The organism is Robiginitalea sp. (assembly GCF_982776155.1).
In genome coordinates this window covers 138,438-162,664 of record NZ_CEXZKX010000006.1, presented here as the reverse complement: position 1 = coordinate 162,664, position 24,227 = coordinate 138,438, and the positions used below count along the sequence as shown (strand labels likewise).

Below are 24,227 nucleotides of genomic sequence, written 5' to 3'. Positions count from 1 at the left end.
GAAATTGCCCGGAATTTTCCGGAAACCGACCTGAGATGAAAGTAAAGGAAATCCCGAAATCGCTGTACCGCCAATTCCGGTTGCGGGCCACTCCGGTTAAAAAGCTGAAAAATTCCAGCCAGCCGGAAGCCCCGCTTGTGGTGTCCCTTACCTCTATCCCCGAGCGGATCCGATCGGTAGACCTGGTCATCCGGAGCTTGCTGAAACAGCGTTTGCTGCCGGAGCAAATTGTAATTTGGCTCCCGGAATCCCTGCAGGGGCACATACCGGATAGCCTGAAATCCCTGGAACACGGACGTTTCCGGATTGCTTTCAGCCCGCTCACCTGCCCGCATAAAAAACTGATCCACAGCCTGGAGGAATTCCCCGGCAACCCCATTGTTACCTGCGACGACGACTTGATGTACCCGCCGGGCTGGCTGGAAAAGCTCTACCGGACGCATCTGGAATATCCGAAGGACATCGTCGGGCACCAGATTCGTTACATCCGCTATGCGGAAGACGGGACGCTGCTCCCCTACCCGCAGTGGGTAGTGCCCCCGGACGGCGGCAGCAACCCCAAGGCGTTTATGGCAGTTGGTGCGGGGGGCGTGCTCTACCCGCCGGGCTCCCTGGACCCCCGGGTTCAGGACCGGCAATTATTCCTAAAGCTCAGCCCGCGGGCCGACGATCTCTGGTTCAAGGTTATGGGGCTCCTGGCAGGCACCCGGGTCCGGGCTGCCCTGGAGGCTTCAGGGGAACCCGTCCCCATCCTCGGTTCCCAGAAAACTTCATTGAAAAAAACGAATATCAATAAAGACAAAAACCGCGTACAGTGGGAGCAACTAACCGAATATTTCGGCCTGCACCCCCTATAACCGGGTATCCGGCAAAACAGGGGGTACGCGATGAAAACCGCTATGAAGAATATATTGGACAATTGCCTGCAAGTTCTTGAATCCGGGGGGCTGATCCTGTATCCGACCGATACGGTCTGGGGCATTGGGTGCGACGCCACAAACCCGGAAGCCGTTGCCCGGGTCTACACCCTGAAACAACGGCCGGACAGCAAGGCGCTCATCTGCCTGGTGGGGTCCGGGCGGCAGCTCGAACAGCTCATCCCGGAAGTCCCGGACGTGGCCTGGGACATAATGGACCTCTCCGAAAAGCCCGTTACGATCGTATATGACAACCCGCAGGGTGTGGCGCCGAACCTGGTGGCCGCAGACAACTCGCTGGCGGTACGCATTGCATCGGACAACTTTTGCCGCGAGCTGCTCCGGCGCTTCCGCAAACCCCTGGTTTCGACCTCGGCCAACCTGGCAGGGCAGCCGACGCCCGATTCCTTTTCCGGGATCGCCCCGGATATTTTAAATGGTGTGGACTATGTGGTACCTTTGCAACAGGAAACCGAGCTCCGCACGCCTTCCTCCATTATCCGGCTGAAGGCAGACGGACAGGTGCAGGTGATCAGAAAATAACTATGTCCGAGCCCTATTACAGAGAAGCCCTGGATCATCCCATATTTAAGAAACTCTCCGATACGGCCAGGGAACTATCCCTGGAGACCTATGTGATCGGCGGGTTTGTCCGCGACTATTTCCTGGGCCGCGAACAGAAAAAGGATATCGACATCGTAGCCGTGGGCAGCGGGATTGCCCTGGCGGAGAAATTGGCCGCCGGTCTCCCCGGGAAGCCCAGGGTGAGCGTATTTCGGAATTTCGGGACCGCCATGGTCCGGCACGGCGAACTGGAGCTGGAGTTTGTCGGGGCCCGCAAGGAGAGTTACAACCGGGACAGCCGGAAACCGGCCGTGGAGGACGGAAGCCTAGAAGACGACCAGAAGCGACGGGATTTTACCATCAACGCCCTGGCGCTGTCCCTGAACCCCGAAGACTTCGGTAGGTTGCTGGACCCGTTCGGAGGGATGGACGACCTGGAGGCCGGGCTTATCCGAACGCCCCTCGCCCCGGCCGAAACCTACAGCGACGATCCGCTGCGCATGATCCGGGCCATCCGGTTTGCCGCACAACTCGGCTTTCGCATCGAACGGGATTCCCTCAATGCGATCGCCTCCCAGCACGAACGCCTCCGTATCGTTTCCATGGAACGCATCGTGGAGGAGCTCAATAAAATATTACTCACGGAAAAACCGTCTGTGGGCCTTGGACTCCTATTTAAAACCGGCTTGCTACGGCATATCCTCCCCGAGCTCGTCGCCCTCCAGGGAATTGAGGAAAAAGAAGGGCAGCGCCACAAGGACAATTTCTGGCATACCCTGGAAGTTGTGGACAACATCTCCAAAAACACAGACAACCTCTGGTTGCGCTGGGCAGCCCTGCTGCACGATATCGGGAAGGCCCCCACCAAGCGGTTCGACAAGAAAGTCGGCTGGACCTTCCACAGCCATGAATTTGTCGGGTCCAAGATGGTGTATAAGATCTTCAGGCGCCTCCGGCTGCCCCTGAACGAGAAGATGAAATACGTCCGGAAGCTCGTGATGATGAGTTCCCGCCCGGTTGGTCTGTCGGGAGACGACGTCACCGATTCGGCTGTGAGGCGGCTCGTCTTTGATGCCGGGGACGATGTGGACGACCTGATGACGCTCTGCGAGGCGGATATCACCACCAAAAACCCGCGGAAGCAAAAACGCTACCTGGAGAATTTCGGGGAGGTGCGGCAGAAAATCGCGGAGGTCGAGGAACGGGACCGGGTACGGAATTTCCAGCCGCCCGTAAGCGGGGATCAGATCATGGCGGCTTTCAACCTGGAGCCCTCCCCGGAAATCGGCCGGGTAAAAGACGCCATCAAAGAGGCCATCCTGGAAGGTGAAATCCCGAATGAAACCGGGGCCGCCTGGCAGTTTATGCTGCGAAAAGGCCGGGAAATCGGGTTGGAACCCACCCCGGAGGCCTTGAAATACACCCCCGAAAACCATGCGTAACAGGCTGAAGAAAAATTACATCCGCTTTGCGCGCATCTCCCTGGTACTCGTATACCTGGTCATTTTGGCCGGGGCAGTGGTGCGCATGACGGGAAGCGGGATGGGGTGCCCGGACTGGCCCAAATGCTTCGGGTACCTGATACCCCCCACGGAGGCCTCCCAACTAAACTGGTCCCCGGGCAAAGCCTTTGATAAAGGGCAGGTGATCATCCGGGACGAAGCCCTGCTGCTCGCCCGGGCCGACTTCGTCACGGGTACAGATTTCGAATCCGGGAACTGGGAACCGTATACCCGGCACGATTACGCGGTCTTCAACGCCGCCCATACCTGGACGGAATACATCAACCGCCTCCTCGGCGCGCTGGCGGGCCTCTCCATCCTGATCATGGCCGGGTGTTCCCTGGCCTGGTGGCCCGAGCGAAGGTCCCGCGTGATTTTTGCCTGGCTCACCGTACTTGCCATCGGGTTCCAGGGGTGGCTGGGGGCGACGGTCGTCTACTCGGTCCTGGCACCCGTACGCATTACGCTGCATATGATGATGGCCCTGGTACTCGTGGGCATGCTGCTGTGGATTGTCTTCCGCAGCGAAGCGGGCAGGCGCGTCCGCACGTACGACCGGTTAACCGCCCGCCTCTGGCTGGCAACCGTGGCCCTGAGCCTGTTGCAAATCCTGCTGGGGACCCAGGTCCGCCAATATGTCGATGACCAGACGGATATTCTGGGATACGGCGCCCGGGACCAGTGGCTGGCCAACCCCACCTGGGTCTTTTATGTCCACCGCTCCTTTTCGGCCCTGCTGCTCCTGCTCCACCTGTGGGTCGCCTACCGGATTGCCACACTCCGCCTGGGGTTCCGGAAAATATTCCCCACCCTCGGTGTCCTGTTGCTGATACTGGTGAGTGGCCTGGCCATGGCTTACCTGGATTTTCCCTGGGGCTCCCAACCGATCCACCTGGTGATGGCCTCGGTACTCTTTGGCCTGCAGTGGTATCTGCTCCTGGAAATGCAAAGGGCTGCCCGTGCCGGTATTTCTTTGTAACTTTGCCGGAATCTCAAAACGATCGCGCAGATGGTATACAAAATCCGGATCATACTGGACGCCCAGGAGGATATTTTCCGGGATTTGGAGGTAGAAGCAGACAGCAACCTGGAGGAATTGCACAATGCAATCTCCCAGGCTTTCGGCTTTCTGGGAGAGGAGATGGCGTCATTTTACACCTGTGACGAAAACTGGAACCAGGAAGAGGAAATCCCGCTGTTCGATATGAGCGAGGGCGGAAATGATATCCGGCTGATGCAGGACACCCCGATGGCCGAGGTCCTCAACGAGGACGAACCCAAATTGCTGTACGTCTACGATTTCCTGAATATGTGGACATTCTTCGTGGAACTGGCGGATATTGCCGAAAAGGAAGACGGGAACAGCTATCCGAACCTGTTGTTCAGCTTTGGAGAATTGCCCGAATCCCCGCCGGAAAAGCGCTTTGAAGCCGAATCGGAAGGTCCCGTGGAGGATGAACCCTTTGGCAGTTACGACGACCTGGATTTTGACGAAAACTGGAATTAGCCCTGCCTTCCCGCGGCATTTCCACATCCTGCCACCCCAGAATTTATTCCCAATTTAAACCGGCACCCGCATGTTAAACCTGTATGCAACCCAAATCGAAACCGTTTCCCTCCACCGCGTGGGAAACAAACACCGGGCAGAGCCCCTGTTCCTGTCCGAGGCCCCCTATCGCCTGAATGATGAGATCGGCGGCCTGCTGAAGGAGTATTTTTTCAAACCCTTCCGCGAAAAAGAAGAAAATTACTACTGTTTCAGGCATGAGGCCGACCTGGAATTCCACCCGGTCTACCAGGCAGCCTGCCAGGTTTTCGATAACCCGGGCCGCCTTCACGAAGTGAGCCGGGAAATCGCCCGCCATCTGTTTTCCCAGTCCAATCACCCCCATATCAAAAGCGGCGAGTGTTATGTGGCCTACCTGACGGATGTGATGCTGGACAACGAGAAAACGGATGCCCTGGGGATTTTTAAGAGCGAGGTCAAACAGGACTTCCTGCAATTTGAGGAGCAGGGTGCCAACCTGGATATGCTGGTCCGTCAGGGTGTCAACCTGAACCGGCTGGACAAGGGCTGCCTGATCTTTAACCGCGAACGGGAAAACGGCTTCAAGGTCCTGTCCTCGGACAGCAACCGCTACGACGCGAAATACTGGCTGGAGGAATTCCTGGGCCTGGCCCCGCTCACCGACGAGAACTTCTACACCAAAAACTACCTGAAATTCTGCCAGAATTTTGCAAAGGATGTCGTCCTCCCTGCCGAGGACAAACAACAGGAGGTCCTGTTCATGAACCGGGCGGTGAACCATTTTGCCAAGAACGACGATTTTGAGGAAACGCGGTTTTTGAACGAGGTGATGGACAACCCGGAACTTATCCCGGAATTCAAACATTACAAAACCGAGAAAGGGCCCAAGTACAGTATCGAGGACGTTTCGAACTTCCAGATTGCCAACAAGGCGGTAAGCGATTCCCGGAAGAAGATCAAAAACGTCATCGACCTGGATACCAATATCCAGATCAAACTAAACTTCATCAACCCGGATTCGGCCGAGAAATTCGTCGAAAAAGGCTGGGACGAGGAGCGGCAGATGTACTACTACCTGGTGTACTTTAACCGGGAACAGAAGAGCTGATCCGCCAACCTTTCGGGTTCCGGCATATTACGCGGCACCCTTTACAGGGAGGTTTTGCGTACTCCCCGGAATCAAATCTCGATTTTCCGTTCGATAATCTGTTTCATACTGACGTCCTGGTAGTTCCGCTTGACGAAGTCCAGGGCCAGGGCAAGCACCTCCCCCATGGTTTCGCTCTTCTTGAATTGCATGTCCAGGGTGAGGTCGTAGATTTCGGATTTCAGCTGATCCACATGTGCCGGCACGGAAATCGCGTCCTTACGGGCGATCTTTATCAGCCGTTTGATGCGGTTCCCGGAACTGATGATCCGCTTGGCGACAATGGAGCGCTCCTCCACCTTGTACTGGTCGACGGAATCGCGGAGTAATTTGTTTTTTACCAGGTCCACCATCGCATTGTTTTCCTTGAAGAATTGCGGCCGGTAAACTTTGAGTTTCCCCTCGTAACTCTGCTGGTCGAAGTCGATGGCACGGATGCGGTATACCACGTGGTCAAAATCATGCACGGGTACGATCACGTAGTTGTAGGATCGCATATCCCCGAGCAGGCGGATCATGCAGCGTTCGTTGAACTTGACGAATTCCTTGGCGAGCTGGGCCTTTTCAGATTCGGAACAAACCGGCAACATATCCTTGATGAATACGTCCCCGGGGATGCCGGCGATGTGCTCCTCGATGAGCGTGTCCTTGAACACCAGGAAGTTCAGGTTATAGGGCGACAACATGTGCTCCAATTCCAGGCCGTAGATACGGGAGGCATCCGTACGCTTGACGTAGAAGTAGGTGAAGTTGTCGTTCAGGATATTCCGGACCTTGATGCGGAATGGCTTGGAATTGCCGAACGTACAGTAATCCACGGCGTCCACGTTCAGGTACTGGAAGATCCGGTCGCTCCCGTCCGAATGCAGCATCGAATAGACCCGTTTCAGGCTCAGGTCGATTTCCTTTCGTTCGGAATCCGAATAGTACACCCGCACCCACAACGTGTCCTGGTCGTTCGAATCGTAGACCACCACCGAACCGGAAAAGCGCAGCAGGTCCTCATAGAAAATCGGGATTTCTATGGTCCTGCTGTAATCCGATAAATAGGCATCCAGCTCCGGGATCACGGGGAACGGCGGCTTTTTGCGCGACATGAGTTTCTCCTTGGACATAGAAAGGATTTGGGTTTGCTTGTAACAAATTACGCATTTCTTCGTCAAGTTTAGTAAGCGAACCTAAAACTCCCCGCCGTTGGAAACCATTCTGACTGTCACCAACCTCACTAAAAAATTCGGAGCCCTGACGGCCGTCAAAGACCTGAGCTTCACCATCGAAAAAGGAAATGTATACGGCATCCTCGGGCCCAATGGAAGCGGGAAATCCACCACGCTGGGCATTGTGCTGAACGTGGTAAACCGCACCTCGGGCCAGTTCAGCTGGTTTGACGGGACAAGTACCACCCACCAGGCGCTTAAAAAAGTCGGGGCCATCATTGAACGGCCGAACTTCTACCCGTACATGTCCGCCCAGCAAAACCTCCGGCTGGTCTGCCGGATCAAGGAGGTGCCCTATACGCGGATTCGGGAAAAACTCGAACTGGTGGGTCTCTGGGACAGGCGCAATAGCAAATTCAAGACATATTCCCTGGGGATGAAGCAGCGGCTGGCCATAGCCTCCGCCCTGTTGAACAACCCGGAAATCCTGATCCTGGACGAGCCGACCAACGGCCTGGACCCCCAGGGGATCCACCAGATCCGGGAACTTATCAAACAGATTGCGGCCCAGGGCACTACCATCCTGCTGGCCTCCCACCTGCTGGATGAGGTCGAAAAGGTCTGCTCGCACGTAGTCATCCTCCGGAAAGGGGAAAACCTCTACACGGGCAAGGTAGACGGCATGCTGGCCAGCCACGGTTATTTTGAATTGAAATCCGCCGATATCGATGCCCTGGAGGCATTCCTTGGAAACCAACCGGAATTCGGCAGCTTCACGCGGGAAAACGGCCTGCTCACGGGGTACCTTGAGGACCCCCTGGAACCGGAAGTGCTCAACGAACGCTGTTTTAAAAACGGAATCCGGTTATCCCACCTGGTCAAGCGCAAAGAAAGCCTCGAACAGCAATTCCTGGCCATCACCAACAAACAGGAAGCCCGCAATTCCTAAAATACAACCTGCATGAAACGCCTGCTCCAAATAGAATTCATCAAACTCTGGAACAACCGGGCCAGCCGCTTTTTGGTCCTCGCCTACTTTGGGCTGATTGCGCTGATCGCCCTGGTGACCTCCATCAAAATCGACTGGGGGCCCCTGAAATTCAACGTAGCGGACATCGGGATTTTTAACTTCCCCTATATCTGGCATTTCAACACCTTTATGATTGCCTTTTTAAAGGTTTTCCTGGCCATCGTCATCGTCTCGATGATCTCCAACGAGTACAGCAACAAGACGATCAAGCAGAACCTCATCGACGGGTTGTCCAAGAAAGAGTTTATCGCCTCCAAGGTCCTGACCATCGGCGTGCTCGCCATTGCCTCTACCCTTTTTGTGTTCCTTATTTCGCTGGTTTTGGGGCTGATGCATTCGGATTACGATGAAATTGCAATCATTTTTTCCGACCTGGAATACCTGGCGGCCTACCTGGTAAAGTTGTTCGGTTTCTTTGCCTTCTGCTTCTTTGTGGGCATGCTGGTGAAACGGTCCGCCTTCGCCCTGGGCTTCCTGTTTATCTGGTTTATCGGAGCGGAGTTCATCCCCTGGGTCTACCTGACGTCCAAATACACCAAGGGCTACGCGGATTCCATCTACCAGTTCTTCCCTTTCGGGTCCATGTGGCAAACGCTGTCCGAACCGTTTACACGACTGTCCGTGATCCAGTCGGCCGCCCGGGAAGTTGGGGAGGAAATCGTAAAGGACTACGCAGTCCACGGTTTTCAATTGCTCATCGTCCTGGCCTGGTCCGCGATATTTATCTACCTGTCCTACGTCCTGCTCAAAAGACGCGATCTCTGATATCCGTGCGACGCGATCTCTGATTTCCGCAGTTGCGGCATCCAACCGGACCCCGGAGGGCCGTTTATCCGCAATGTCTTCCCCCTGAACGCCTTTCGGTCCGGGATCCGGGAATATTTCGTAATTTACCCTTCCTGGACCGATGAAAATGTTTCAAAAATTGCTATGTGTGGCCGGGCTGCTCTGCGCGCTCGCTACCCGGGGTCAGGAATGCCCCCAACCGGTCTTCCCGGCAGACGGCCAAACGGCTGTTGCCGTGGATGCGAGTATCCAGTGGACCGCCGTGACCGGGGTTACCGCCTACAGCCTGACCATCGGTACCACCCCGGGTGGGACGGAAGTCCTGCCGCTGACCTCCGTGGGGCTTGCCACCTCTTATGCCCCGGCCCGCGGCCTGCCGGATAACCAGGAGATTTTTGTAACCCTGTACATCTTTAACCTGACCCAGGGAACAACGCCCTGCACATCGTTTAGCTTTACCACCGAAGATGTCACCACAGCACCCGGATGCACGGTGCTGCTCAGCCCCACTGACGGATCCCGGAATGTCCCGGTGGGGACGGACATCCGCTGGGCGTACAGCCCGACGGCCACCTCCTACACCATTTCCATAGGCACCAGCCCGGGCGGCTCCGACCTGGTTGACGGGGCCACCGTTGATGATGCGCTCCGCTTTGTGCCGCCCGCCGACCTGCCGGAGGAACAGGATATCTACGTCCGTGTGGTGCCGCAAAACGAAAACGGGGAACCCACCGGCTGTTCCGAGTCTACCTTCAGGACCGGCCCCCTGGCCACCCTCCCCGGCTGCTCGGTGCTCCGGTACCCGGCGGATGGGGAATCCAATATCCCCCTGTCACCGGTCCTGGAGTGGGATCCGGTACCCGGGGCCACCGGGTACATCGTGTCCATCGGCACCTCCCCGACCACCAACGATGTCCTGGACAGCGCTGATCTTCGCAATGTCACGGAAACCGACGTCATCAATTTTTTGCCGAATACCATCTATTTCGTCCGCATCGTTCCCTATAATTCGGCCGGGGAAGCCCTGGGTTGCGGGCAGACGACTTTTTCCACCATCCTGGGATGCGGCCCGTATTTCGACGCCGGCGGAAATCTGGTGGACCTCCATCCGGAAATTACCTTTCCCGCAACGGTAGGAATCTGCCGGGACAACCCGGTCAATACGGTCAGCGCTACCGATGCGGCAGACGGCTACCGGTGGTACCTGGTGGAGGCACCCGGGCGGGAGCGGCTACTGGCGGAAGGCCCGGACTTTGAAATTCCCGGGGAAGGCACCTACCGGCACGAGATCTACAATACTTTCACAGGGGTTTCCGGGGATTTTGAGTGCAGTTCTTCCCGGGAATTCACAGTGGCCGTTTCTGAAGCTGCCATCCCCGAAGACACCGATATCCGGCTGGGTGCCGGGGTGATTCGAATTGAGGCAAATGTATCCGGAATCGGGGATTACGAATTTTCCCTGGGCAATGCCGACGGGCCCTACCAGGAGAGCAACGTCTTCAGCGACCTCCCCCTGGACTCCTACCGGATATACGTCCGGGACCGCAATGGGTGCGGGATCACGGAAATTTTGGTGGAACCGGACCTGACAGCAGAGGGTTTCCCGAACTTCTTTACCCCGAACGGGGACGGACGCAACGACCGCTGGCAGTTTATCCTCCCGGAAAGCGGCATCAGCCCGGTTCGCGAAATCTCGATCTTTGACCGGTACGGCAATTTGATCGCCCGGGTGGACCCCCAGTCCGATGGCTGGGACGGAACCCTCCGGGGAAATCCCCTCCCACCGAGCGATTACTGGTACCGGGCTGTAGACAACCAGGGAGGCGTAGTCACCGGGCATTTTACCTTAAAACGCTGAAACAGGATGGAAACCAGAAGCCTATATTTCCTGCTCTTCGCGCTCCTGTTTGGCCAGCTGGCCCCCGGTCAGACGTGCCCCCAACTTATATCCCCGGCCAACGGGGAGGAGGACGTCCCGGTAGATGCGGCCATCTCCTGGACGGACCCGGGAAGTTTTTCAGGTTTTATCGTCTCCATCGGCACGACCCCGGGCGGGGTGGACATCCTGACCAACCGCACCTCCTCGCCCATCAGCGGGTATAAGCCCGAAACCGGGTTGCCGGAAGACACCTGGATTTATATCAGCTTTATCCTGATCCTGGCGGACGGGACGGAAATTTCCTGTCCGGGATACCGGTTCCGGACGGCCCCTTTTGACAGGCCCCCGGACTGTACGCGCCTGCTGGCTCCCCGCAACAACGCCGAAGAAGTCGCCCTGGGGGAAGAATTAATCTGGGACTACGCACCACGGGCCACGGGGTATCTGCTGACCGTACTGACTTCCCAGGGTGACACGCTGGTGGCCGAACGGGACATGGGGAACATCCTCGACTTCAACCCCCCGGGGAATTTCCCCCCCGAGACGGATATATTTGTACAGATCACGCCGTACAACCGGCTGGGGCCTGCGCCAGGGGGGTGTCCGGCGGAGCGCTTCCGGACCGGGGCTTCCACGGTGGATTGCGGCCCCCAGCGACCGGAAATTCTCGGCTTTCCGGGGGCTGTTGGCCTGTGTCCGGAACTGGGTTATGCGGAGGTATCGGCTCCGGCAGGGGCGGACGGGTATAACTGGTTCCGGGTGGCTGCCGACGGGTCGCAGCAACTCGTTGCGAGCGGCAGAGAAGTCCGCCTGGACGTTACGGGCAACTATTTCCTGGAGGCGTACAACGAAGTAGGCTCTATCAACGAGTTTGCTATCTGCAATACGCTCGTGGAATTTTCCGTGGTGACCACCCCTCCCCCGATGATCCGGCGCACGCAGGTATCCCGGGAAGTGGACGGGTTGCGCATCCAGGTTTTCCTGGAACAAAACGGGGCGTATGAATATTCCCTGGATCCCGTGTCGGGGTTCCAGTCGTCCCCGATCTTCAGCGGGCTGCCCCTGCAGGGATATACCGTCTATGTTCGGGATGCCTTTGGGTGCGGGCAGGTGCAGCAGGAGGTTGCCCGGAGCCTGAGCGCTGCCGATTTTCCGCCCTTTTTCACCCCGAACAACGACGGGGCCAACGACCTCTGGCGGTTTGACCCGCCGCAGGACCTCTCGGACGCCTATGTGGAAACTATCCGGATATTCGATCGATATGGGAATTTCCTGATCGAACTCGACCCGGAATCCCGGGGTTGGGATGGCAATGTCAACGGCAAACCCGTGCCCGCCTCCGTGTACTGGTTTGTAGCCGTTTCGCTCCGGCAGGAGGTGATCCGGGGCTATTTTGCCCTGAAACGATAGGGATGCCCACCGCAATTTCCATCCCTGCCCGAAAGATCCGCACCCCGCGGCAAGATTCTGCTTCCGGGCGAGGAAGCCTCCCGGGGCTTTTGTATTTTTAAGGCATGAAATTCAAGGTAGTTTCGGAATTCCAGCCGACAGGGGACCAGCCGGCCGCCATCGCCCAGCTCAGCGGGGGGATTCGCGAGGGGGATCGATACCAGACCCTGCTGGGGGTTACCGGGTCCGGCAAAACATTTACCGTTGCCAACGTCGTGGAACAGGTACAACGACCTACCCTTGTGCTGGCGCATAACAAGACCCTCGCGGCCCAGTTGTATTCCGAGTTCAAGATGTTTTTCCCGGAAAATGCCGTGGAGTATTTTGTGTCCTACTACGACTATTACCAACCCGAGGCCTACATCCCCACAAGCGGCCTGTACATCGAGAAGGACCTATCCATCAACGAGGATATCGAGAAACTCCGGCTGAGTACCACCTCCTCCCTCCTCTCCGGGCGGCGGGACGTGCTGGTGGTTGCCTCGGTTTCCTGCCTGTACGGTATCGGGAACCCGATTGAATTCCAGAAGAACGTAATCCATCTTGAACGGGACCAGGTACTGGCCCGCACCCGGTTGATGCACCAGCTGGTCCAGAGCCTGTATTCCCGGACGACAGCGGATTTCCGCAATGGGAACTTCCGGGTTCGGGGCGATGTCCTGGATGTCTTCCCCGGCTATGCGGACCACGCTTTCCGCATCCATTTCTTCGGGGATGAAATCGAGGCCATCGAAGCCTTTGATCCTTATAATAACAAGGTGATCGAAGAATATGAAACCCTGAATATCTACCCGGCCAATATGTTTGTGACTTCCCCGGATGTCCTCCAGGAAGCCATCCACAAAATCCAGGACGACCTGACTGCCCAGGTTGCCTATTTTAAGGAAATCGGCAAGCCCCTGGAGGCAAAACGCCTGGAGGAACGGACAAACTTTGACCTGGAGATGATCCGGGAGTTGGGGTACTGCTCGGGTATTGAAAATTATTCCCGCTACCTGGACGGGCGCGAGCCAGGTACCCGGCCGTTCTGCCTGCTGGATTACTTCCCGGACGACTACCTGATGGTGGTGGACGAAAGCCATGTGACCATCCCCCAGGTACACGCCATGTACGGAGGCGACCGGTCGCGGAAGGAGAATCTGGTGGACTACGGGTTCCGCCTGCCTGCCGCCATGGACAACCGTCCGCTGAAATTCGAGGAATTTGAAGCGCTTCAAAATCAGGTAATCTACGTCAGCGCCACCCCGGCCGACTACGAGATGCAGCAGAGCGGCGGGGTGTATGTGGAACAGGTCATCCGCCCTACCGGCTTGCTCGACCCGGTTATTGAGGTTCGGCCAAGCGAAAACCAGATCGACGACCTGGTGGAGGAAATCCAATTGCGGGTACAGCGGGACGAGCGCACCCTGGTCACCACGCTCACCAAACGGATGGCCGAGGAACTGACCAAATACCTGACCCGTATTGATGTTCGCTGCCGGTACATCCACAGCGACGTGGATACCCTGGAGCGGGTGGAAATCATGCAGGACCTCCGCAAGGGGATTTTCGATGTGCTGGTGGGGGTCAATTTACTGCGGGAGGGGCTCGACCTGCCCGAGGTATCCCTGGTGGCCATCATCGATGCGGACAAAGAAGGGTTCCTCAGGAGCAACCGTTCGCTGACCCAGACGGTGGGCCGGGCAGCCCGCCACCTGCAGGGCAAGGCCATTATGTATGCGGATACCGTGACGGACAGCATGCAAAAGACCATAGACGAAACGAATTACCGCCGGCAGAAACAACTCGATTACAACAAGGAACACGGAATCACCCCCAGGGCCCTGAAGAAAAACCTGGACAGCGTGCTGGCCAGAAACTCGGTCTCCACCTTCCACTTCGAGAAAAAGGAACGCGATGCACGGGAACCCGACCCCGCCTACCTGACCAAGGAGCAAAAAGAGGAACTGATACGCAAAAAACGCAAGGACATGGAACGGGCCGCCAAGGACCTGGACTTTATGCAGGCGGCCAAATTGCGGGACGAAATAAAAGTGCTGCAGGAGAAAGCCTGATTGCAGGAGAAAGCCTGATTGGAGGAGAAAGCCTGATTGGAGGAGAAAGCCCGATTGCGGGAGAAAGAACATTTATTGGCCCACTTTGAATTCCGGGTGATGTGCCACATACCCTGCCGGCCGGGATTTCCACAAAAAAAAGCGCCCCGAAACCGGGGCGCTTCCCTAACTAACCAACTAAACAAACCAACCATTATGAGGCCCGTTAGGTGGGCCAGCCATAATTCGTTTACTTGCCAATTTCAATAAGCCGCTTTGGCTTCGGCAAGGCTTCTTCTTTCTTAGGGAGTGTAAAACGCAGGATACCGTCTTCGTAGTTGGCTTCGATGGCCTCCTCGTTTACGGATTCCGGCAGGGTAAAGGCCCGTTTGAAATTCGAATACCAGAATTCCCTGCGGGTATACCCCTTTTCGTCTTCCTGTTTCTCCTCTTTGTGCTCCATGGAAATGGTCAGCACGTTGTCGTCGACCTCAATGTTGAAGTCTTCTTTCTTCTGACCCGGGATGGCCAGCTCCAGGGTAAAGTCGGTCTCCCCCTCGCGGATATTCACCGCAGGCAGGTTTTGGTTGTAGCGATCTACCCCGCCGAACCAGTCGGGCATCATCACGTCGTTCCAGAAGCTTGGAAACAATCCGGTGTGTTTACGTACTAGTGTCATGATATGTAATTTTTTGTTGTTTTAAAATTTCACCCTATAGAGAGCAAACTACATACCGATTGGGAAATGCTGTCTTTATGACATATATATTGGAGTTATTCCTGCCTTATTGGCAGGTGCCGGTGGCGGCTCCGCAGGTTTGTCGGGGTGTGAACGGCACGCCCCCTCAGGGACAAACAGCTACCTTCCTTGAATTGCCGCAGGCCTTAAATGAAGTGGGCGTTAATTGCGGTGGACTGAATTGTAGCGGGTTTAATTGTAGTGGGCCTTGAAGATATTGATCAAAACGTCCGGGGGGACGATCTTATCCGGGTAGCGGTGCATGATAGTCAGCACCTGCTCGATAGCGGAAGGCCGCAGGCCCATACCCAATCCGATATCGTGTAATCGGCGTATCTCCTCCGGGTGGCGGTCCTTGTCTACATTCATCAGCAGGACGAGCCGGTGGAATTGCAGGATGCGGTCTGCCTGGGTTTTGGGCATGATCTTTTCGACCTGGCTCTCAAAGAGCGAATCGAAGTCCTCCCGGTGCACCCCCAGTTGCTCGGACACCCCCAAAAGAAAGGAATATTCCGAATCCTTGATAGCGGTATCGGCCCGAGCAAAGGAAATCATTTCCGAAAGTATGCTGAGTTTCTCCTCGTAGGTGCTCATAGCCGGGACCGGGTTGGGTGATCGTTACTTAGATAACTCGAAATTCCGGAATTTCGTATATCCGGAACCCGTGGATCCCAACCCTCCGAAAAGGCATCGCCGCATGGTATAATCACATAAAAAATCCCGCAAAACCCAATGACCGGATGCCACCGAAAAGGTCCTGCGGGATTATCCTAAATAGGCTGTCCCTTAGCTGGTAAACCGGATCGGCACCTCATAGGTCCCGCCGCTTTGAAGCCCGGTACCCGCAATGTTGTGGTAGTTCAGCTTGGCCTTTACATAGCGCTCCAGCCGTTCGTTGTCCGTGCGTACGGAGAGGACGACAATCTCATTGTCGTTGTTGACGGTAAAACGCACCCAGGCGCTCAACTCCTGATTGTCTTCCAGAACAATGTTGTTGTCTTTTAAAATGTCCCCGATCTTGGCGCACACCTTGGTTTCGGGAGCAATCGGTTCGGTGGTACCCTCTGTTGCCAGGGCATTGGCGGAAAACAAAAGGGCAGCTGCTACGGATAAAACACTAAATTTTCTCATGACGTTGTTTGTTTTGATGATTGATGAATGAAGTTCTTTGATTAAAAAGACGAGTGCTGCAGGCAATCGTTACAATTATTTACGCTTTTAACATTTTTTTAATCGATTTTCTGATAATTCCATACTCCCTGGCGGTTATTTCCAAAAAGACTTCAAAAAATACCTCCGGAACCCTGAGCGTCTGTTCAGCAGACGGTTATCGGATACGAAGACATGGCAAATGTCCGCCCGATCTGCGAGACCGGCAAGGAGGCAGGTGAAATTTCACCCAGGCTTAATACCCGGACGCCTTCCGTATCAATAACAAAAAAAAGGGGTCATGTTCTCGTAACATGACCCCTCCGGTTTGTTTCCTGAAAGAATTTCAGGCAAGCACTTCCTTCACCTTGTCCGCGGCTTCCTGGAACTGAACTGCGGAGTGTACCGCCAACCCGGAATTATCCAGGATCTCCTTGGCGAGTTCGGCATTGGTGCCCTGCAGGCGCACGATGATCGGCACCTTGATGGCGTCCCCCATATTCTTATAGGCATCCACGACACCCTGGGCCACCCGGTCGCAGCGGACGATCCCCCCGAAAATGTTGATGAGGATGGCTTTGACGTTGGCGTCCTTGAGGATGATCCGGAAGGCTTCCTCCACGCGTTTTGCATCGGCCGTCCCTCCGACGTCCAGAAAATTAGCAGGTTCGCCACCGGCCATCTTGATCAGGTCCATGGTTGCCATGGCCAATCCGGCCCCGTTCACCATGCAACCGACATTCCCGTCCAGGTCCACGTAATTCAGCCCCACGGCACGCGCCTCCACCTCGATGGGGTTCTCTTCCCTCAGGTCCCGCATTTCCGCATACTGCTTGCGGCGGAAGAGTGCATTGTCGTCCAGGGACACCTTGGCATCCACAGCCAGGATTTTATCATCCGAGGTCTTCAGTACCGGGTTGATTTCAAACAAGCTCGCATCGCTTTGCTCATACGCCTTGTAGAGGGAGCTTACAAATCGTGTCATTTCCTTGAAAGCCGTACCCGAAAGCCCCAGGTTAAATGCTATTTTGCGGGCCTGGAACGGCAGCAGGCCGGTAGCCGGGTCTATCTCTTCTGTGAAGATCAGGTGGGGGGTCTTATCGGCTACCTCCTCGATATCCATCCCGCCTTCGGGGGAATACATGATCATCACACGCGATTCCGCCCGGTTGAGCAGTACGGACATGTAGTATTCCTCCGTGTCGCTGTCTCCCGGGTAGTAGACGTCTTCCGCAACCAGTACCTGGTGCACTTTTTTACCTTCGGCAGATGTCTGGGGGGTTACCAAATTCATCCCGATGATCTCCTCGGCGATGGATTCCACCTCTTTCAGGTTTTTGGCCAGTTTCACCCCGCCGCCCTTGCCACGGCCCCCGGCGTGGACCTGGGCCTTGATGACATGCCAGCTCGTGCCGGTTTCCTGTGTGAGCTGCTTGGCAGCATCCACGGCTTCCTTCTTGTTATGGGCCACGATGCCGCGCTGGATGCGGACGCCGAAACTCGCCAGAATCTCTTTTCCTTGGTATTCGTGTAAATTCATGTTGGTTTTATAAGGAGTTGCATGCAAAAATAGCAAACCGCATGGACTTCCCCTAATGCAAATGCCTTCGGGTCACTCCGGCTCAATATCCTTGAAGTCGAGCGGGTCAAAATTGCGGAAATGCCCGTTCATTTCGATGCGTTCCCGCGTTTCATTCAACTGCTGGAGCACCCGGATGGTCTCCCTGAGGTGGTCCAGCAAAAAATCCAGGCGCGCGGCCTCGCCGGGAATCTGCAACAGGCTGTATTCCTGTTCAAAGGACAAACCCATTTTATGGGCCAGGGTATAGCTGTTGAACAGTTCCCGCTTTACCGGGCCAAAGGGCAGGTCCATCAATTCGTAGAGTTCCCGGCACGCCTGGTATACCGCTTCGGTCTGAACGGGCACGGCGTCATTCACCGCGTCCAGGAACCGGATTTCGCCCCCCGGGTAGCTTTTACCCTCCAGTACCGGCTGGAAGCGCACCACCCGGAACACCTGCCGCGCCACACAGACGACGTCCATCGAACCGTCTGCATAGGTATTCACGATGTCCTTTAGCTGGACCTCCGTACCATAGGCAATCGTATTCTCGATGTAAACGGGTATCCCGAAGGTCTGGGCCTCCTGCCGGCAGTCTGTGATAAGCTGCTTGTAGCGCTCCTCAAAAATATGGAGGGGGACGGACTCCCCTGGAAAGAAAACGGATTGTAAGGGAAACAGCGGTAAGACCATATTGGGATTTTGCTTAAATCTACAAAGCGGCAACAGAAGATTCAACTTCCCGGGTATTTTATATTTGTTGTATTTATAACAATTTGTTTTAATTTAAAATCACTGTCGGATTTTTTTGACGGTACGGTATAAGTGAATTAGTTTTGCCCAAATTCATTCGATTATGAAAGGGAAGGATCTACTGGGGATTGCAAAGGATTTTGGTGCACCTGTGTACGTTTACGACGCAGGGAAGATCCAGTCGCAGTTTAAACGGCTTACCCATGCATTCCGGGTAGTTCCCAAGCTCAAGCTGAACTACGCCGCCAAGGCTTTGTCCAACCTGTCCATCCTCCGGTTGCTGAACAACCTGGGGAGCGGCCTGGATACCGTCTCCATCCAGGAGGTGCAACTGGGGCTCCTGGCCGGTTACCGACCGGAAGACATCATTTACACCCCCAACGGGGTGTCCCTGGAGGAAATCGAGGAAGCCGCCAGCCTGGGGGTGCAGATCAATATCGACAACCTTTCCATCCTGGAGCAATTTGGCAGTAAACACCCGGACATCCCGGTGTGTATCCGGATCAACCCGCACGTGATGGCCGGGGGCAATTCCAAGATATCGGTGGGCCACATCGATTCAAAATTCGGCATCAGCATCCACCAGATCCCACACCTGCTTCGTATTGTGGAGCTCACCAAAATGAAGATCAACGGGATCCATATGCATACGGGAAGCGATATCCTGGATATCGACGTCTTCCTGTACGCCTCCGAAATCCTGTTCGATACTGCCATGCATTTTAAGGACCTGGAATTCATCGATTTCGGCAGCGGCTTCAAAGTCCCCTACAAAGAAGGAGATATCGAGACAAATGTGGAGGAATTGGGCGAAAAGCTCGGGGGTCGCTTCCGGGAGTTCTGCGACGCCTACGGGCGGGAACTCACCCTGGCTTTCGAACCCGGCAAATTCCTGGTGAGCGAGGCCGGGTATTTCCTGGCCAGGGTAAACGTGGTCAAACAGACTACATCGACTGTATTTGCGGGGGTAGACTCCGGTTTCAACCACCTGATACGACCCATGCTCTACGGGGCCAACCACCATATCGAAAACCTCTCCAATCCCGGGGGCAAGGAGCGCTATTATTCCGTGGTGGGCTACATTTGCGAAACGGACACCTTTGCAAGCAACCGCAGGATCCGCGAGATATCCGAAGGGGATATCCTCTGTTTCCGGAATGCCGGAGCCTATTGCTTCACCATGGCCAGCAACTACAATTCCCGCTTCCGGCCTGCAGAAGTGCTGTGGATGGACGGCAAGGCACACCTGATCCGCAAAAGGGAGAATTTTGAAGACCTGATCCGCAACCAGGTGGATGTCCCGGCGCTGGCCGAGCGGCCCAGGCAGACGACAGACCCCAACGAGGCGCATAGCAAGGTGAAATAATTCGGCCCTCCGCGCGTTAGTTCTTTAACGGGATTCCGACTATTTTCCCGTAAATTGCGGAAATGATGAGAAAATTACTACCCCTCGTTGTATGGGCGATTTTGATGAGCCCGGTAGCAGTGGCCGCCCAGCAGGTCAATTGGATCAGCTGGGACCAGGCTGTGGCAACCGTTCAGGGCGGGTCCAACGACAAAAAAATATTCATCGACGTCTACACGGACTGGTGCGGTTGGTGCAAGCGTATGGACAAGGATACCTTCCAGAACCCCGAGGTGGCCGCCTATATGAACGAGAATTTCCTGATGGTGAAACTCGACGGCGAGCAGAAAGAACCGATCGAATACAATGGGAAAACCTATAAGTTCGTCCCCTCCGGCAGGAAAGGCTACCACGAATTGGCGGCCGCCCTGCTCCAGGGCCGTCTCAGCTACCCCACCGTGGTATTCCTGGACGAAGAACTCAATATGCTGTCGCCCGTACCCGGTTATCAAAAACCGGATGCCTTCCTGCAGATAGCCAGGTATTTCGGGGATAATATCTACAAGGAAAAAGACTGGCAAACCTACAGCGGTACGCGATAGGAAGCCGGCGGGCTGAAAGGGACCGAAATACCTACAAGAAAAAATAAAAAACCCGGTGGCTACCGGGTTTTTTTATGGGTTTCTAGCGGCTGTAATTGGGCGACTCCTTGGTGATGGTAACATCGTGCGGGTGGCTCTCGTGGATGCCGCTGGAGGTAATCTTGACAAAGCGGGCCGTCTCCTTGAGCGTGGCAATGTCTTTGGCCCCGCAATAGCCCATTCCCGCGCGCAGGCCGCCGATAAATTGATGGATGCTTTCGTACAGGTCGCCCTTATAGGGAACCCGCCCGACGATCCCTTCCGGCACCAGTTTCTTGATATCGTCTTCCACATCCTGGAAATAGCGGTCCTTGCTGCCTTCCTTCATGGCCTCTACGGAGCCCATGCCCCGATAGGACTTGAATTTCCGCCCTTCGTAGATAATGGTTTCCCCCGGGGATTCCTTGGTCCCCGCCAGGAGCGACCCGAGCATCACGGTATCCGCACCTGCGGCCAGCGCCTTGGGGATATCTCCGGTATAACGGATGCCCCCGTCGGCGATAACGGGCACCCCGCTCCCCTTGATGGCCGCCGCCACTTCGAGAACGGCTGAGAATTGCGGAAACCCAACGCCGGCCACCACCCGGGTGGTACAAATGGATCCGGGCCCGATCCCGACTTTTACGGCGTCCGCCCCGGCGTCTACCAGGTACCTGGCGGCTTCCCCGGTGGCGATGTTCCCGACAATGACCTCCAGGTCCGGGAAGGCTTTCTTGACCTCCTTCAGGACCCCGACCACCCCTTTGGTATGCCCGTGTGCCGTGTCGATCACCACGGCGTCTACCCCGGCGCCCACCAGGGCACGGGCCCTGTCGACCGCATCGGGGGTAACGCCCAGGGCTGCGGCAACCCGCAGACGGCCGTAATGGTCTTTGTTGGCAATGGGCTTCTGGGTGAGTTTGGTAATATCCCGGAAGGTAATCAGCCCGATCAGCCGGTTGTCGTCGTCCACCACCGGCAATTTTTCAATCTTGTTTTCCTGCAGGATGTCCTCGGCCTCCGCCAGGGAAGTCCCTTCCCGCGTGGTAACCAGGTTCTCCGAAGTCATCACCTCGGATATCGGCCGGTCGTTGTTCTTTTCAAATCGCAAATCCCGGTTCGTCACAATCCCGATCAGCTCGCCGCCCCCGTTGACGATCGGGATACCGCCGATGCTGTGTTCCTTCATGCTCGCCTTGGCGTCCCGGACAAAGGCATCCTGCGGCAGGGTTACCGGGTCCAGGATCATCCCGCTTTCCGCCCGCTTCACCCGGCGGACTTTCAGCGCCTGCTGTTCGATGGTCATGTTTTTATGGAGAACGCCCATCCCCCCTTCCCGGGCCATGGCAATGGCCATCCGCGACTCGGTAACCGTATCCATGGCAGCGGAAACGATCGGGACGTTGATACGGATGTTGCGGGTAAACTGGGAGGTGATGTCGACTTCCCGGGGCAGGACCTCCGAAAAGGCAGGCACGAGCAGTACGTCGTCGTATGTCAGGCCTTCCCCGAGGATTTTAGAGTGGTGGGCTTCCATGGCAATTAAGGATTAATTGCGTGCAAATATACTACAAATTCTCCGGGCAACCATCCGCCGGTACCCAGGAATTGCCTGTCCCTCAAAGTTCTGTCGGGAGACGTAGAAAATTATTTTTATTTATTCCAAATAAACTTGGAAAACAGGGTGGCAGCAATTAGTTTTGCTTCGCGAAATTTATTTTTAACCAGTCTAAATAAATCAATGAGGCGTATTCTATTCCCCCTGCTGGCCCTCCTGTTCGCGGATGCGGCCGCCCAACAAGCCGATTCGATACAAACCGGCAACAACCCCCTGCAACCCACCATCCCACTGGATGAGGTAATCCTGGAAGCGAAGGTAATCTTTGGCAGTAAATTCCAGGCACGGAACCGCACGGGTTCCTCCTATTATATTTCCCCGGAAGAAATCCGCAAATTCAACTATACGGACGTCAACCGCACCCTGCGGACCGTCCCCGGGGTAAATGTGTACGAGGAAGATGGATTTGGGCTTCGCCCGAACATCAGCCTGCGGGGAACTTCCCCCGAGCGCAGCGCAAAAATTACACTGATGGAAGACGGGGTACTCATTGCCCCCGCTCCGTACAGCGCCCCGGCCGCCTATTACTTTCCCACGATCGCTCGTATGCAGGCGGTAGAAATCCTCAAAGGCAGCAGCCAGGTGCAATTCGGGCCCTATACCACGGGAGGTGCCATCAATATGATCAGCACCGAGGTGCCGGACCAGTTCGGCGCCCGGCTGCGCACCAGCTACGGAAGTTTTCAGAGCGGCCAGCTGCACGCCCTGCTGGGGGACAGTAAAAAGCATTTTGGATATTCCGTGGAGTACCTCAATTACAATTCAAACGGGTTCAAGAACCTGGATGGCGGCGGGGATACCGGCTTCGACAAGAACGACCTGGTCGCGAAATTCCAGGTCAGGATCAACCCGGAGGCCCGGTTGCAGCAACGGCTGGAATTCAAATTCCAGTATTCGGACGAGGTCTCTGATGAAACCTACCTGGGGCTGACCCAGGAGGATTTCGACGCAAGCCCCTTCCGCCGGTATGTCGCCTCAGCGGCAGACCGCATGGATACCGAACACACCCAGTTTATGCTCTCCCATATCCTGGACCTGGGCCGATCCCTTCGCATTACCACCACGGGATACCGGAACCAATTTGAACGGAACTGGTACAAACTCAACGACGTCACCCTGGGAGGAGAGCGGGAAGGCATCGCGGGTATCCTGGAGAACCCGCAGCAATTCCAACCCTATTACGAGGTGATTACCGGGTCCGCGGACAGCCCTGAAGATGCCCTGGGCGTCAAGGCCAACAACCGGGCCTACCTGAGTACCGGGGTACAGACCAAACTGGACTACCACTGGAATGGGGAAAATACGTTCCACGACCTGGAGGCCGGGCTCCGTTACCATTTTGACGAGGAAGACCGGTTCCAGTGGGTGGACGGGTACGCCATCCAAAGCGGTACGCTCGTGCAGACCACCGAGGCTACCCGGGGCACGGACGCCAACCGCATCAGCGATGCACGGGCCTTTGCAGCCTATGCCATGTACAAGTTCAAAACCGGCGACCTGACCCTTACCCCCGGATTGCGATATGAAAACATCACCCTTTCCCGGGTCAATTACGGGAGTTCGGACCCCGGACGTACCGGTTCGGACCTGAGCGAGCGGGAGAACCAGGTGGATGTGTGGATCCCCGGGATGGGCTTTAACTACAACCTGGGAGATGTATCCGTTTTCGGCGGCGTGCACAAAGGCTTTTCACCCCCCGGGAACCAGGATGGCCAGGATCCGGAAGAAAGCATCAACTACGAATTGGGGACCCGGTTTTCCCTGGGCGGCCTCTCGGGAGAAGTTGTCGGGTTCTTCAACGACTACAGCAATTTGCTGGGAAGCGACCTGGCCGCCACCGGGGGCACGGGAACCCTGGACCAGTTCAACGCCGGGGAGGTGGACGTGGCAGGCCTGGAGCTGCTGCTGAATTACAATTTCCTGCCCGGGAACCAGAAGTACCAGTTACCCGTTACTTTCGGGTACACGCTGACGGACTCCGAATTCCGGAACGCCTTTGGAAGCGAGGACGGACTTTGGGGTGAGGTAGCCGAAGGTGATGAAATGCCCTATATTTCCAGACATCAATTCCACACCTCCCTGGGGCTGGAGCACAGCCGTTTTGAACTTCACTTCAACGCGAGGTACAACGGGGCTTTCCGAACCCAGGCCGGCCAGGGCAGCATCCCTGAGGACGAGCGCGTGGCCAGCAATTTCATCCTGGATTTTACGGGGAAATACCATATCACCCCCAATGTCAGCCTCCAGGCCAACGTGGTCAACCTAATGGACGAAACCTACGCAGTGGCACGGGTTCCTGCAGGTTTGCGCCCCGGCCACCCATTTGGCATCTACGGAGGAATCACCCTACAGTATTAAGGTTCAGGCAACCTTTTGCAGCCATGGAAAGAGGCACCTGCTGATCAATCGGCAGGTGCCTTTTTTAATTACAACGGTTCAAAGCAAACCGT

At 56.0% G+C, this 24,227-nt stretch carries 21 protein-coding genes; 14 read left to right on the top strand and 7 right to left on the bottom strand.

Annotated elements, in window-relative coordinates:
- The first annotated feature begins 35 nt into the window (after nucleotides 1-35).
- From AC3DKS_RS11805 to AC3DKS_RS11780, 6 genes are all read left to right on the top strand, one after another.
- Complete coding sequence (locus AC3DKS_RS11805; protein WP_272607979.1) at nucleotides 36-857, top strand: glycosyltransferase; 822 nt, start codon at nucleotides 36-38, stop codon at nucleotides 855-857.
- 42 nt (nucleotides 858-899) lie between these two features.
- Entirely contained in the window at nucleotides 900-1,460 is a 561-nt protein-coding gene (locus AC3DKS_RS11800) for an L-threonylcarbamoyladenylate synthase (protein ID WP_041327634.1), read from the top strand.
- Between the two features lie 2 nt (nucleotides 1,461-1,462).
- The gene (locus AC3DKS_RS11795) at nucleotides 1,463-2,923 is read left to right on the top strand and encodes a CCA tRNA nucleotidyltransferase (RefSeq protein ID WP_015754260.1); all 1,461 of its coding nucleotides are present in this window, start codon (nucleotides 1,463-1,465) and stop codon (nucleotides 2,921-2,923) included.
- Entirely contained in the window at nucleotides 2,916-3,962 is a 1,047-nt protein-coding gene (locus tag AC3DKS_RS11790; RefSeq protein WP_272607978.1) for a COX15/CtaA family protein, read from the top strand. Before AC3DKS_RS11795 ends, AC3DKS_RS11790 begins: the two co-directional genes overlap by 8 nt.
- 30 nt (nucleotides 3,963-3,992) lie before the next feature.
- Nucleotides 3,993-4,490, top strand: coding sequence for an IS1096 element passenger TnpR family protein (locus tag AC3DKS_RS11785; protein ID WP_015754258.1), 498 nt, complete (start codon nucleotides 3,993-3,995; stop codon nucleotides 4,488-4,490).
- 70 nt (nucleotides 4,491-4,560) lie between these two features.
- On the top strand, nucleotides 4,561-5,619 hold the full coding sequence (locus AC3DKS_RS11780; RefSeq protein WP_015754257.1) for a nucleoid-associated protein: 1,059 nt from the start codon (nucleotides 4,561-4,563) through the stop codon (nucleotides 5,617-5,619).
- Between the two features lie 71 nt (nucleotides 5,620-5,690).
- Here the strand turns inward: AC3DKS_RS11780 and AC3DKS_RS11775 are convergent, their stop codons facing one another.
- A complete protein-coding gene (locus AC3DKS_RS11775) occupies nucleotides 5,691-6,773 on the bottom strand; it encodes a hypothetical protein (protein ID WP_272607977.1) in 1,083 nt (360 codons plus the stop codon).
- 79 nt (nucleotides 6,774-6,852) lie between these two features.
- On the opposite strand from AC3DKS_RS11775, the gene AC3DKS_RS11770 reads away from it, so the two are divergent.
- The 5 genes from AC3DKS_RS11770 (at nucleotide 6,853) to uvrB (ending at nucleotide 14,013) form a co-directional block, all read left to right on the top strand.
- On the top strand, nucleotides 6,853-7,764 hold the full coding sequence (locus tag AC3DKS_RS11770; protein ID WP_272607976.1) for an ABC transporter ATP-binding protein: 912 nt from the start codon (nucleotides 6,853-6,855) through the stop codon (nucleotides 7,762-7,764).
- 12 nt (nucleotides 7,765-7,776) lie between these two features.
- Nucleotides 7,777-8,610: a DUF2705 family protein gene (locus tag AC3DKS_RS11765; protein ID WP_015754254.1), complete on the top strand. Its 834-nt coding sequence runs from the start codon at nucleotides 7,777-7,779 to the stop codon at nucleotides 8,608-8,610.
- A 142-nt stretch (nucleotides 8,611-8,752) separates the two neighbouring features.
- Nucleotides 8,753-10,489 carry a T9SS type B sorting domain-containing protein gene (locus AC3DKS_RS11760; protein ID WP_272607975.1) on the top strand — a complete coding sequence of 579 codons (1,737 nt, stop codon included), beginning with the start codon at nucleotides 8,753-8,755 and terminating at the stop codon, nucleotides 10,487-10,489.
- Nucleotides 10,490-10,495: 6 nt separating this feature from the next.
- Nucleotides 10,496-11,920, top strand: coding sequence for a T9SS type B sorting domain-containing protein (locus tag AC3DKS_RS11755; protein WP_272607974.1), 1,425 nt, complete (start codon nucleotides 10,496-10,498; stop codon nucleotides 11,918-11,920).
- Between the two features lie 104 nt (nucleotides 11,921-12,024).
- On the top strand, nucleotides 12,025-14,013 hold the full coding sequence (uvrB, locus tag AC3DKS_RS11750; RefSeq protein ID WP_272607973.1) for an excinuclease ABC subunit UvrB: 1,989 nt from the start codon (nucleotides 12,025-12,027) through the stop codon (nucleotides 14,011-14,013).
- 229 nt (nucleotides 14,014-14,242) lie between these two features.
- Here uvrB and AC3DKS_RS11745 read toward each other — a convergent pair whose 3' ends face one another.
- From AC3DKS_RS11745 to AC3DKS_RS11725, 5 genes are all read right to left on the bottom strand, one after another.
- The gene (locus tag AC3DKS_RS11745; RefSeq protein WP_041327084.1) at nucleotides 14,243-14,671 is read right to left on the bottom strand and encodes an Hsp20/alpha crystallin family protein; all 429 of its coding nucleotides are present in this window, start codon (nucleotides 14,669-14,671) and stop codon (nucleotides 14,243-14,245) included.
- 252 nt (nucleotides 14,672-14,923) lie between these two features.
- Nucleotides 14,924-15,325 carry a hypothetical protein gene (locus AC3DKS_RS11740; RefSeq protein ID WP_015754248.1) on the bottom strand — a complete coding sequence of 134 codons (402 nt, stop codon included), beginning with the start codon at nucleotides 15,323-15,325 and terminating at the stop codon, nucleotides 14,924-14,926.
- 192 nt (nucleotides 15,326-15,517) lie between these two features.
- Complete coding sequence (locus AC3DKS_RS11735) at nucleotides 15,518-15,862, bottom strand: hypothetical protein (protein WP_041327083.1); 345 nt, start codon at nucleotides 15,860-15,862, stop codon at nucleotides 15,518-15,520.
- 364 nt (nucleotides 15,863-16,226) lie between these two features.
- On the bottom strand, nucleotides 16,227-17,420 hold the full coding sequence (gene sucC, locus AC3DKS_RS11730; RefSeq protein ID WP_015754245.1) for an ADP-forming succinate--CoA ligase subunit beta: 1,194 nt from the start codon (nucleotides 17,418-17,420) through the stop codon (nucleotides 16,227-16,229).
- A gap of 72 nt (nucleotides 17,421-17,492) precedes the next feature.
- Complete coding sequence (locus AC3DKS_RS11725; RefSeq protein WP_272607972.1) at nucleotides 17,493-18,134, bottom strand: LON peptidase substrate-binding domain-containing protein; 642 nt, start codon at nucleotides 18,132-18,134, stop codon at nucleotides 17,493-17,495.
- Between the two features lie 163 nt (nucleotides 18,135-18,297).
- On the opposite strand from AC3DKS_RS11725, the gene lysA reads away from it, so the two are divergent.
- Nucleotides 18,298-19,560: a diaminopimelate decarboxylase gene (gene lysA, locus AC3DKS_RS11720; RefSeq protein ID WP_272607971.1), complete on the top strand. Its 1,263-nt coding sequence runs from the start codon at nucleotides 18,298-18,300 to the stop codon at nucleotides 19,558-19,560.
- A gap of 65 nt (nucleotides 19,561-19,625) precedes the next feature.
- Nucleotides 19,626-20,141, top strand: coding sequence for a thioredoxin family protein (locus AC3DKS_RS11715; RefSeq protein ID WP_041327081.1), 516 nt, complete (start codon nucleotides 19,626-19,628; stop codon nucleotides 20,139-20,141).
- An 82-nt stretch (nucleotides 20,142-20,223) separates the two neighbouring features.
- Here the strand turns inward: AC3DKS_RS11715 and guaB are convergent, their stop codons facing one another.
- Nucleotides 20,224-21,696 (bottom strand): IMP dehydrogenase, encoded by a 1,473-nt coding sequence (gene guaB, locus AC3DKS_RS11710; protein ID WP_015754241.1) that lies wholly within the window; start codon nucleotides 21,694-21,696, stop codon nucleotides 20,224-20,226.
- A 204-nt stretch (nucleotides 21,697-21,900) separates the two neighbouring features.
- Here guaB and AC3DKS_RS11705 point away from each other — a divergent pair, with 204 nt between their 5' ends.
- The gene (locus tag AC3DKS_RS11705; protein ID WP_272607970.1) at nucleotides 21,901-24,135 is read left to right on the top strand and encodes a TonB-dependent receptor family protein; all 2,235 of its coding nucleotides are present in this window, start codon (nucleotides 21,901-21,903) and stop codon (nucleotides 24,133-24,135) included.
- Nucleotides 24,136-24,227: the final 92 nt, after the last annotated feature.

Bases quoted from the DNA above. Each gene is read 5' to 3' on its own strand.
- AC3DKS_RS11805 (WP_272607979.1), top strand. From the start codon at position 36: ATGAAAGTAAAGGAAATCCCGAAATCGCTGTACCGCCAATTCCGGTTG.
- AC3DKS_RS11800 (WP_041327634.1), top strand. From the start codon at position 900: ATGAAGAATATATTGGACAATTGCCTGCAAGTTCTTGAATCCGGGGGG.
- AC3DKS_RS11795 (WP_015754260.1), top strand. From the start codon at position 1,463: ATGTCCGAGCCCTATTACAGAGAAGCCCTGGATCATCCCATATTTAAG.
- AC3DKS_RS11790 (WP_272607978.1), top strand. From the start codon at position 2,916: ATGCGTAACAGGCTGAAGAAAAATTACATCCGCTTTGCGCGCATCTCC.
- AC3DKS_RS11785 (WP_015754258.1), top strand. From the start codon at position 3,993: ATGGTATACAAAATCCGGATCATACTGGACGCCCAGGAGGATATTTTC.
- AC3DKS_RS11780 (WP_015754257.1), top strand. From the start codon at position 4,561: ATGTTAAACCTGTATGCAACCCAAATCGAAACCGTTTCCCTCCACCGC.
- AC3DKS_RS11775 (WP_272607977.1), bottom strand. From the start codon at position 6,773: ATGTCCAAGGAGAAACTCATGTCGCGCAAAAAGCCGCCGTTCCCCGTG.
- AC3DKS_RS11765 (WP_015754254.1), top strand. From the start codon at position 7,777: ATGAAACGCCTGCTCCAAATAGAATTCATCAAACTCTGGAACAACCGG.
- AC3DKS_RS11760 (WP_272607975.1), top strand. From the start codon at position 8,753: ATGAAAATGTTTCAAAAATTGCTATGTGTGGCCGGGCTGCTCTGCGCG.
- AC3DKS_RS11755 (WP_272607974.1), top strand. From the start codon at position 10,496: ATGGAAACCAGAAGCCTATATTTCCTGCTCTTCGCGCTCCTGTTTGGC.
- uvrB (WP_272607973.1), top strand. From the start codon at position 12,025: ATGAAATTCAAGGTAGTTTCGGAATTCCAGCCGACAGGGGACCAGCCG.
- AC3DKS_RS11745 (WP_041327084.1), bottom strand. From the start codon at position 14,671: ATGACACTAGTACGTAAACACACCGGATTGTTTCCAAGCTTCTGGAAC.
- AC3DKS_RS11740 (WP_015754248.1), bottom strand. From the start codon at position 15,325: ATGAGCACCTACGAGGAGAAACTCAGCATACTTTCGGAAATGATTTCC.
- AC3DKS_RS11735 (WP_041327083.1), bottom strand. From the start codon at position 15,862: ATGAGAAAATTTAGTGTTTTATCCGTAGCAGCTGCCCTTTTGTTTTCC.
- sucC (WP_015754245.1), bottom strand. From the start codon at position 17,420: ATGAATTTACACGAATACCAAGGAAAAGAGATTCTGGCGAGTTTCGGC.
- AC3DKS_RS11725 (WP_272607972.1), bottom strand. From the start codon at position 18,134: ATGGTCTTACCGCTGTTTCCCTTACAATCCGTTTTCTTTCCAGGGGAG.
- lysA (WP_272607971.1), top strand. From the start codon at position 18,298: ATGAAAGGGAAGGATCTACTGGGGATTGCAAAGGATTTTGGTGCACCT.
- AC3DKS_RS11715 (WP_041327081.1), top strand. From the start codon at position 19,626: ATGAGAAAATTACTACCCCTCGTTGTATGGGCGATTTTGATGAGCCCG.
- guaB (WP_015754241.1), bottom strand. From the start codon at position 21,696: ATGGAAGCCCACCACTCTAAAATCCTCGGGGAAGGCCTGACATACGAC.
- AC3DKS_RS11705 (WP_272607970.1), top strand. From the start codon at position 21,901: ATGAGGCGTATTCTATTCCCCCTGCTGGCCCTCCTGTTCGCGGATGCG.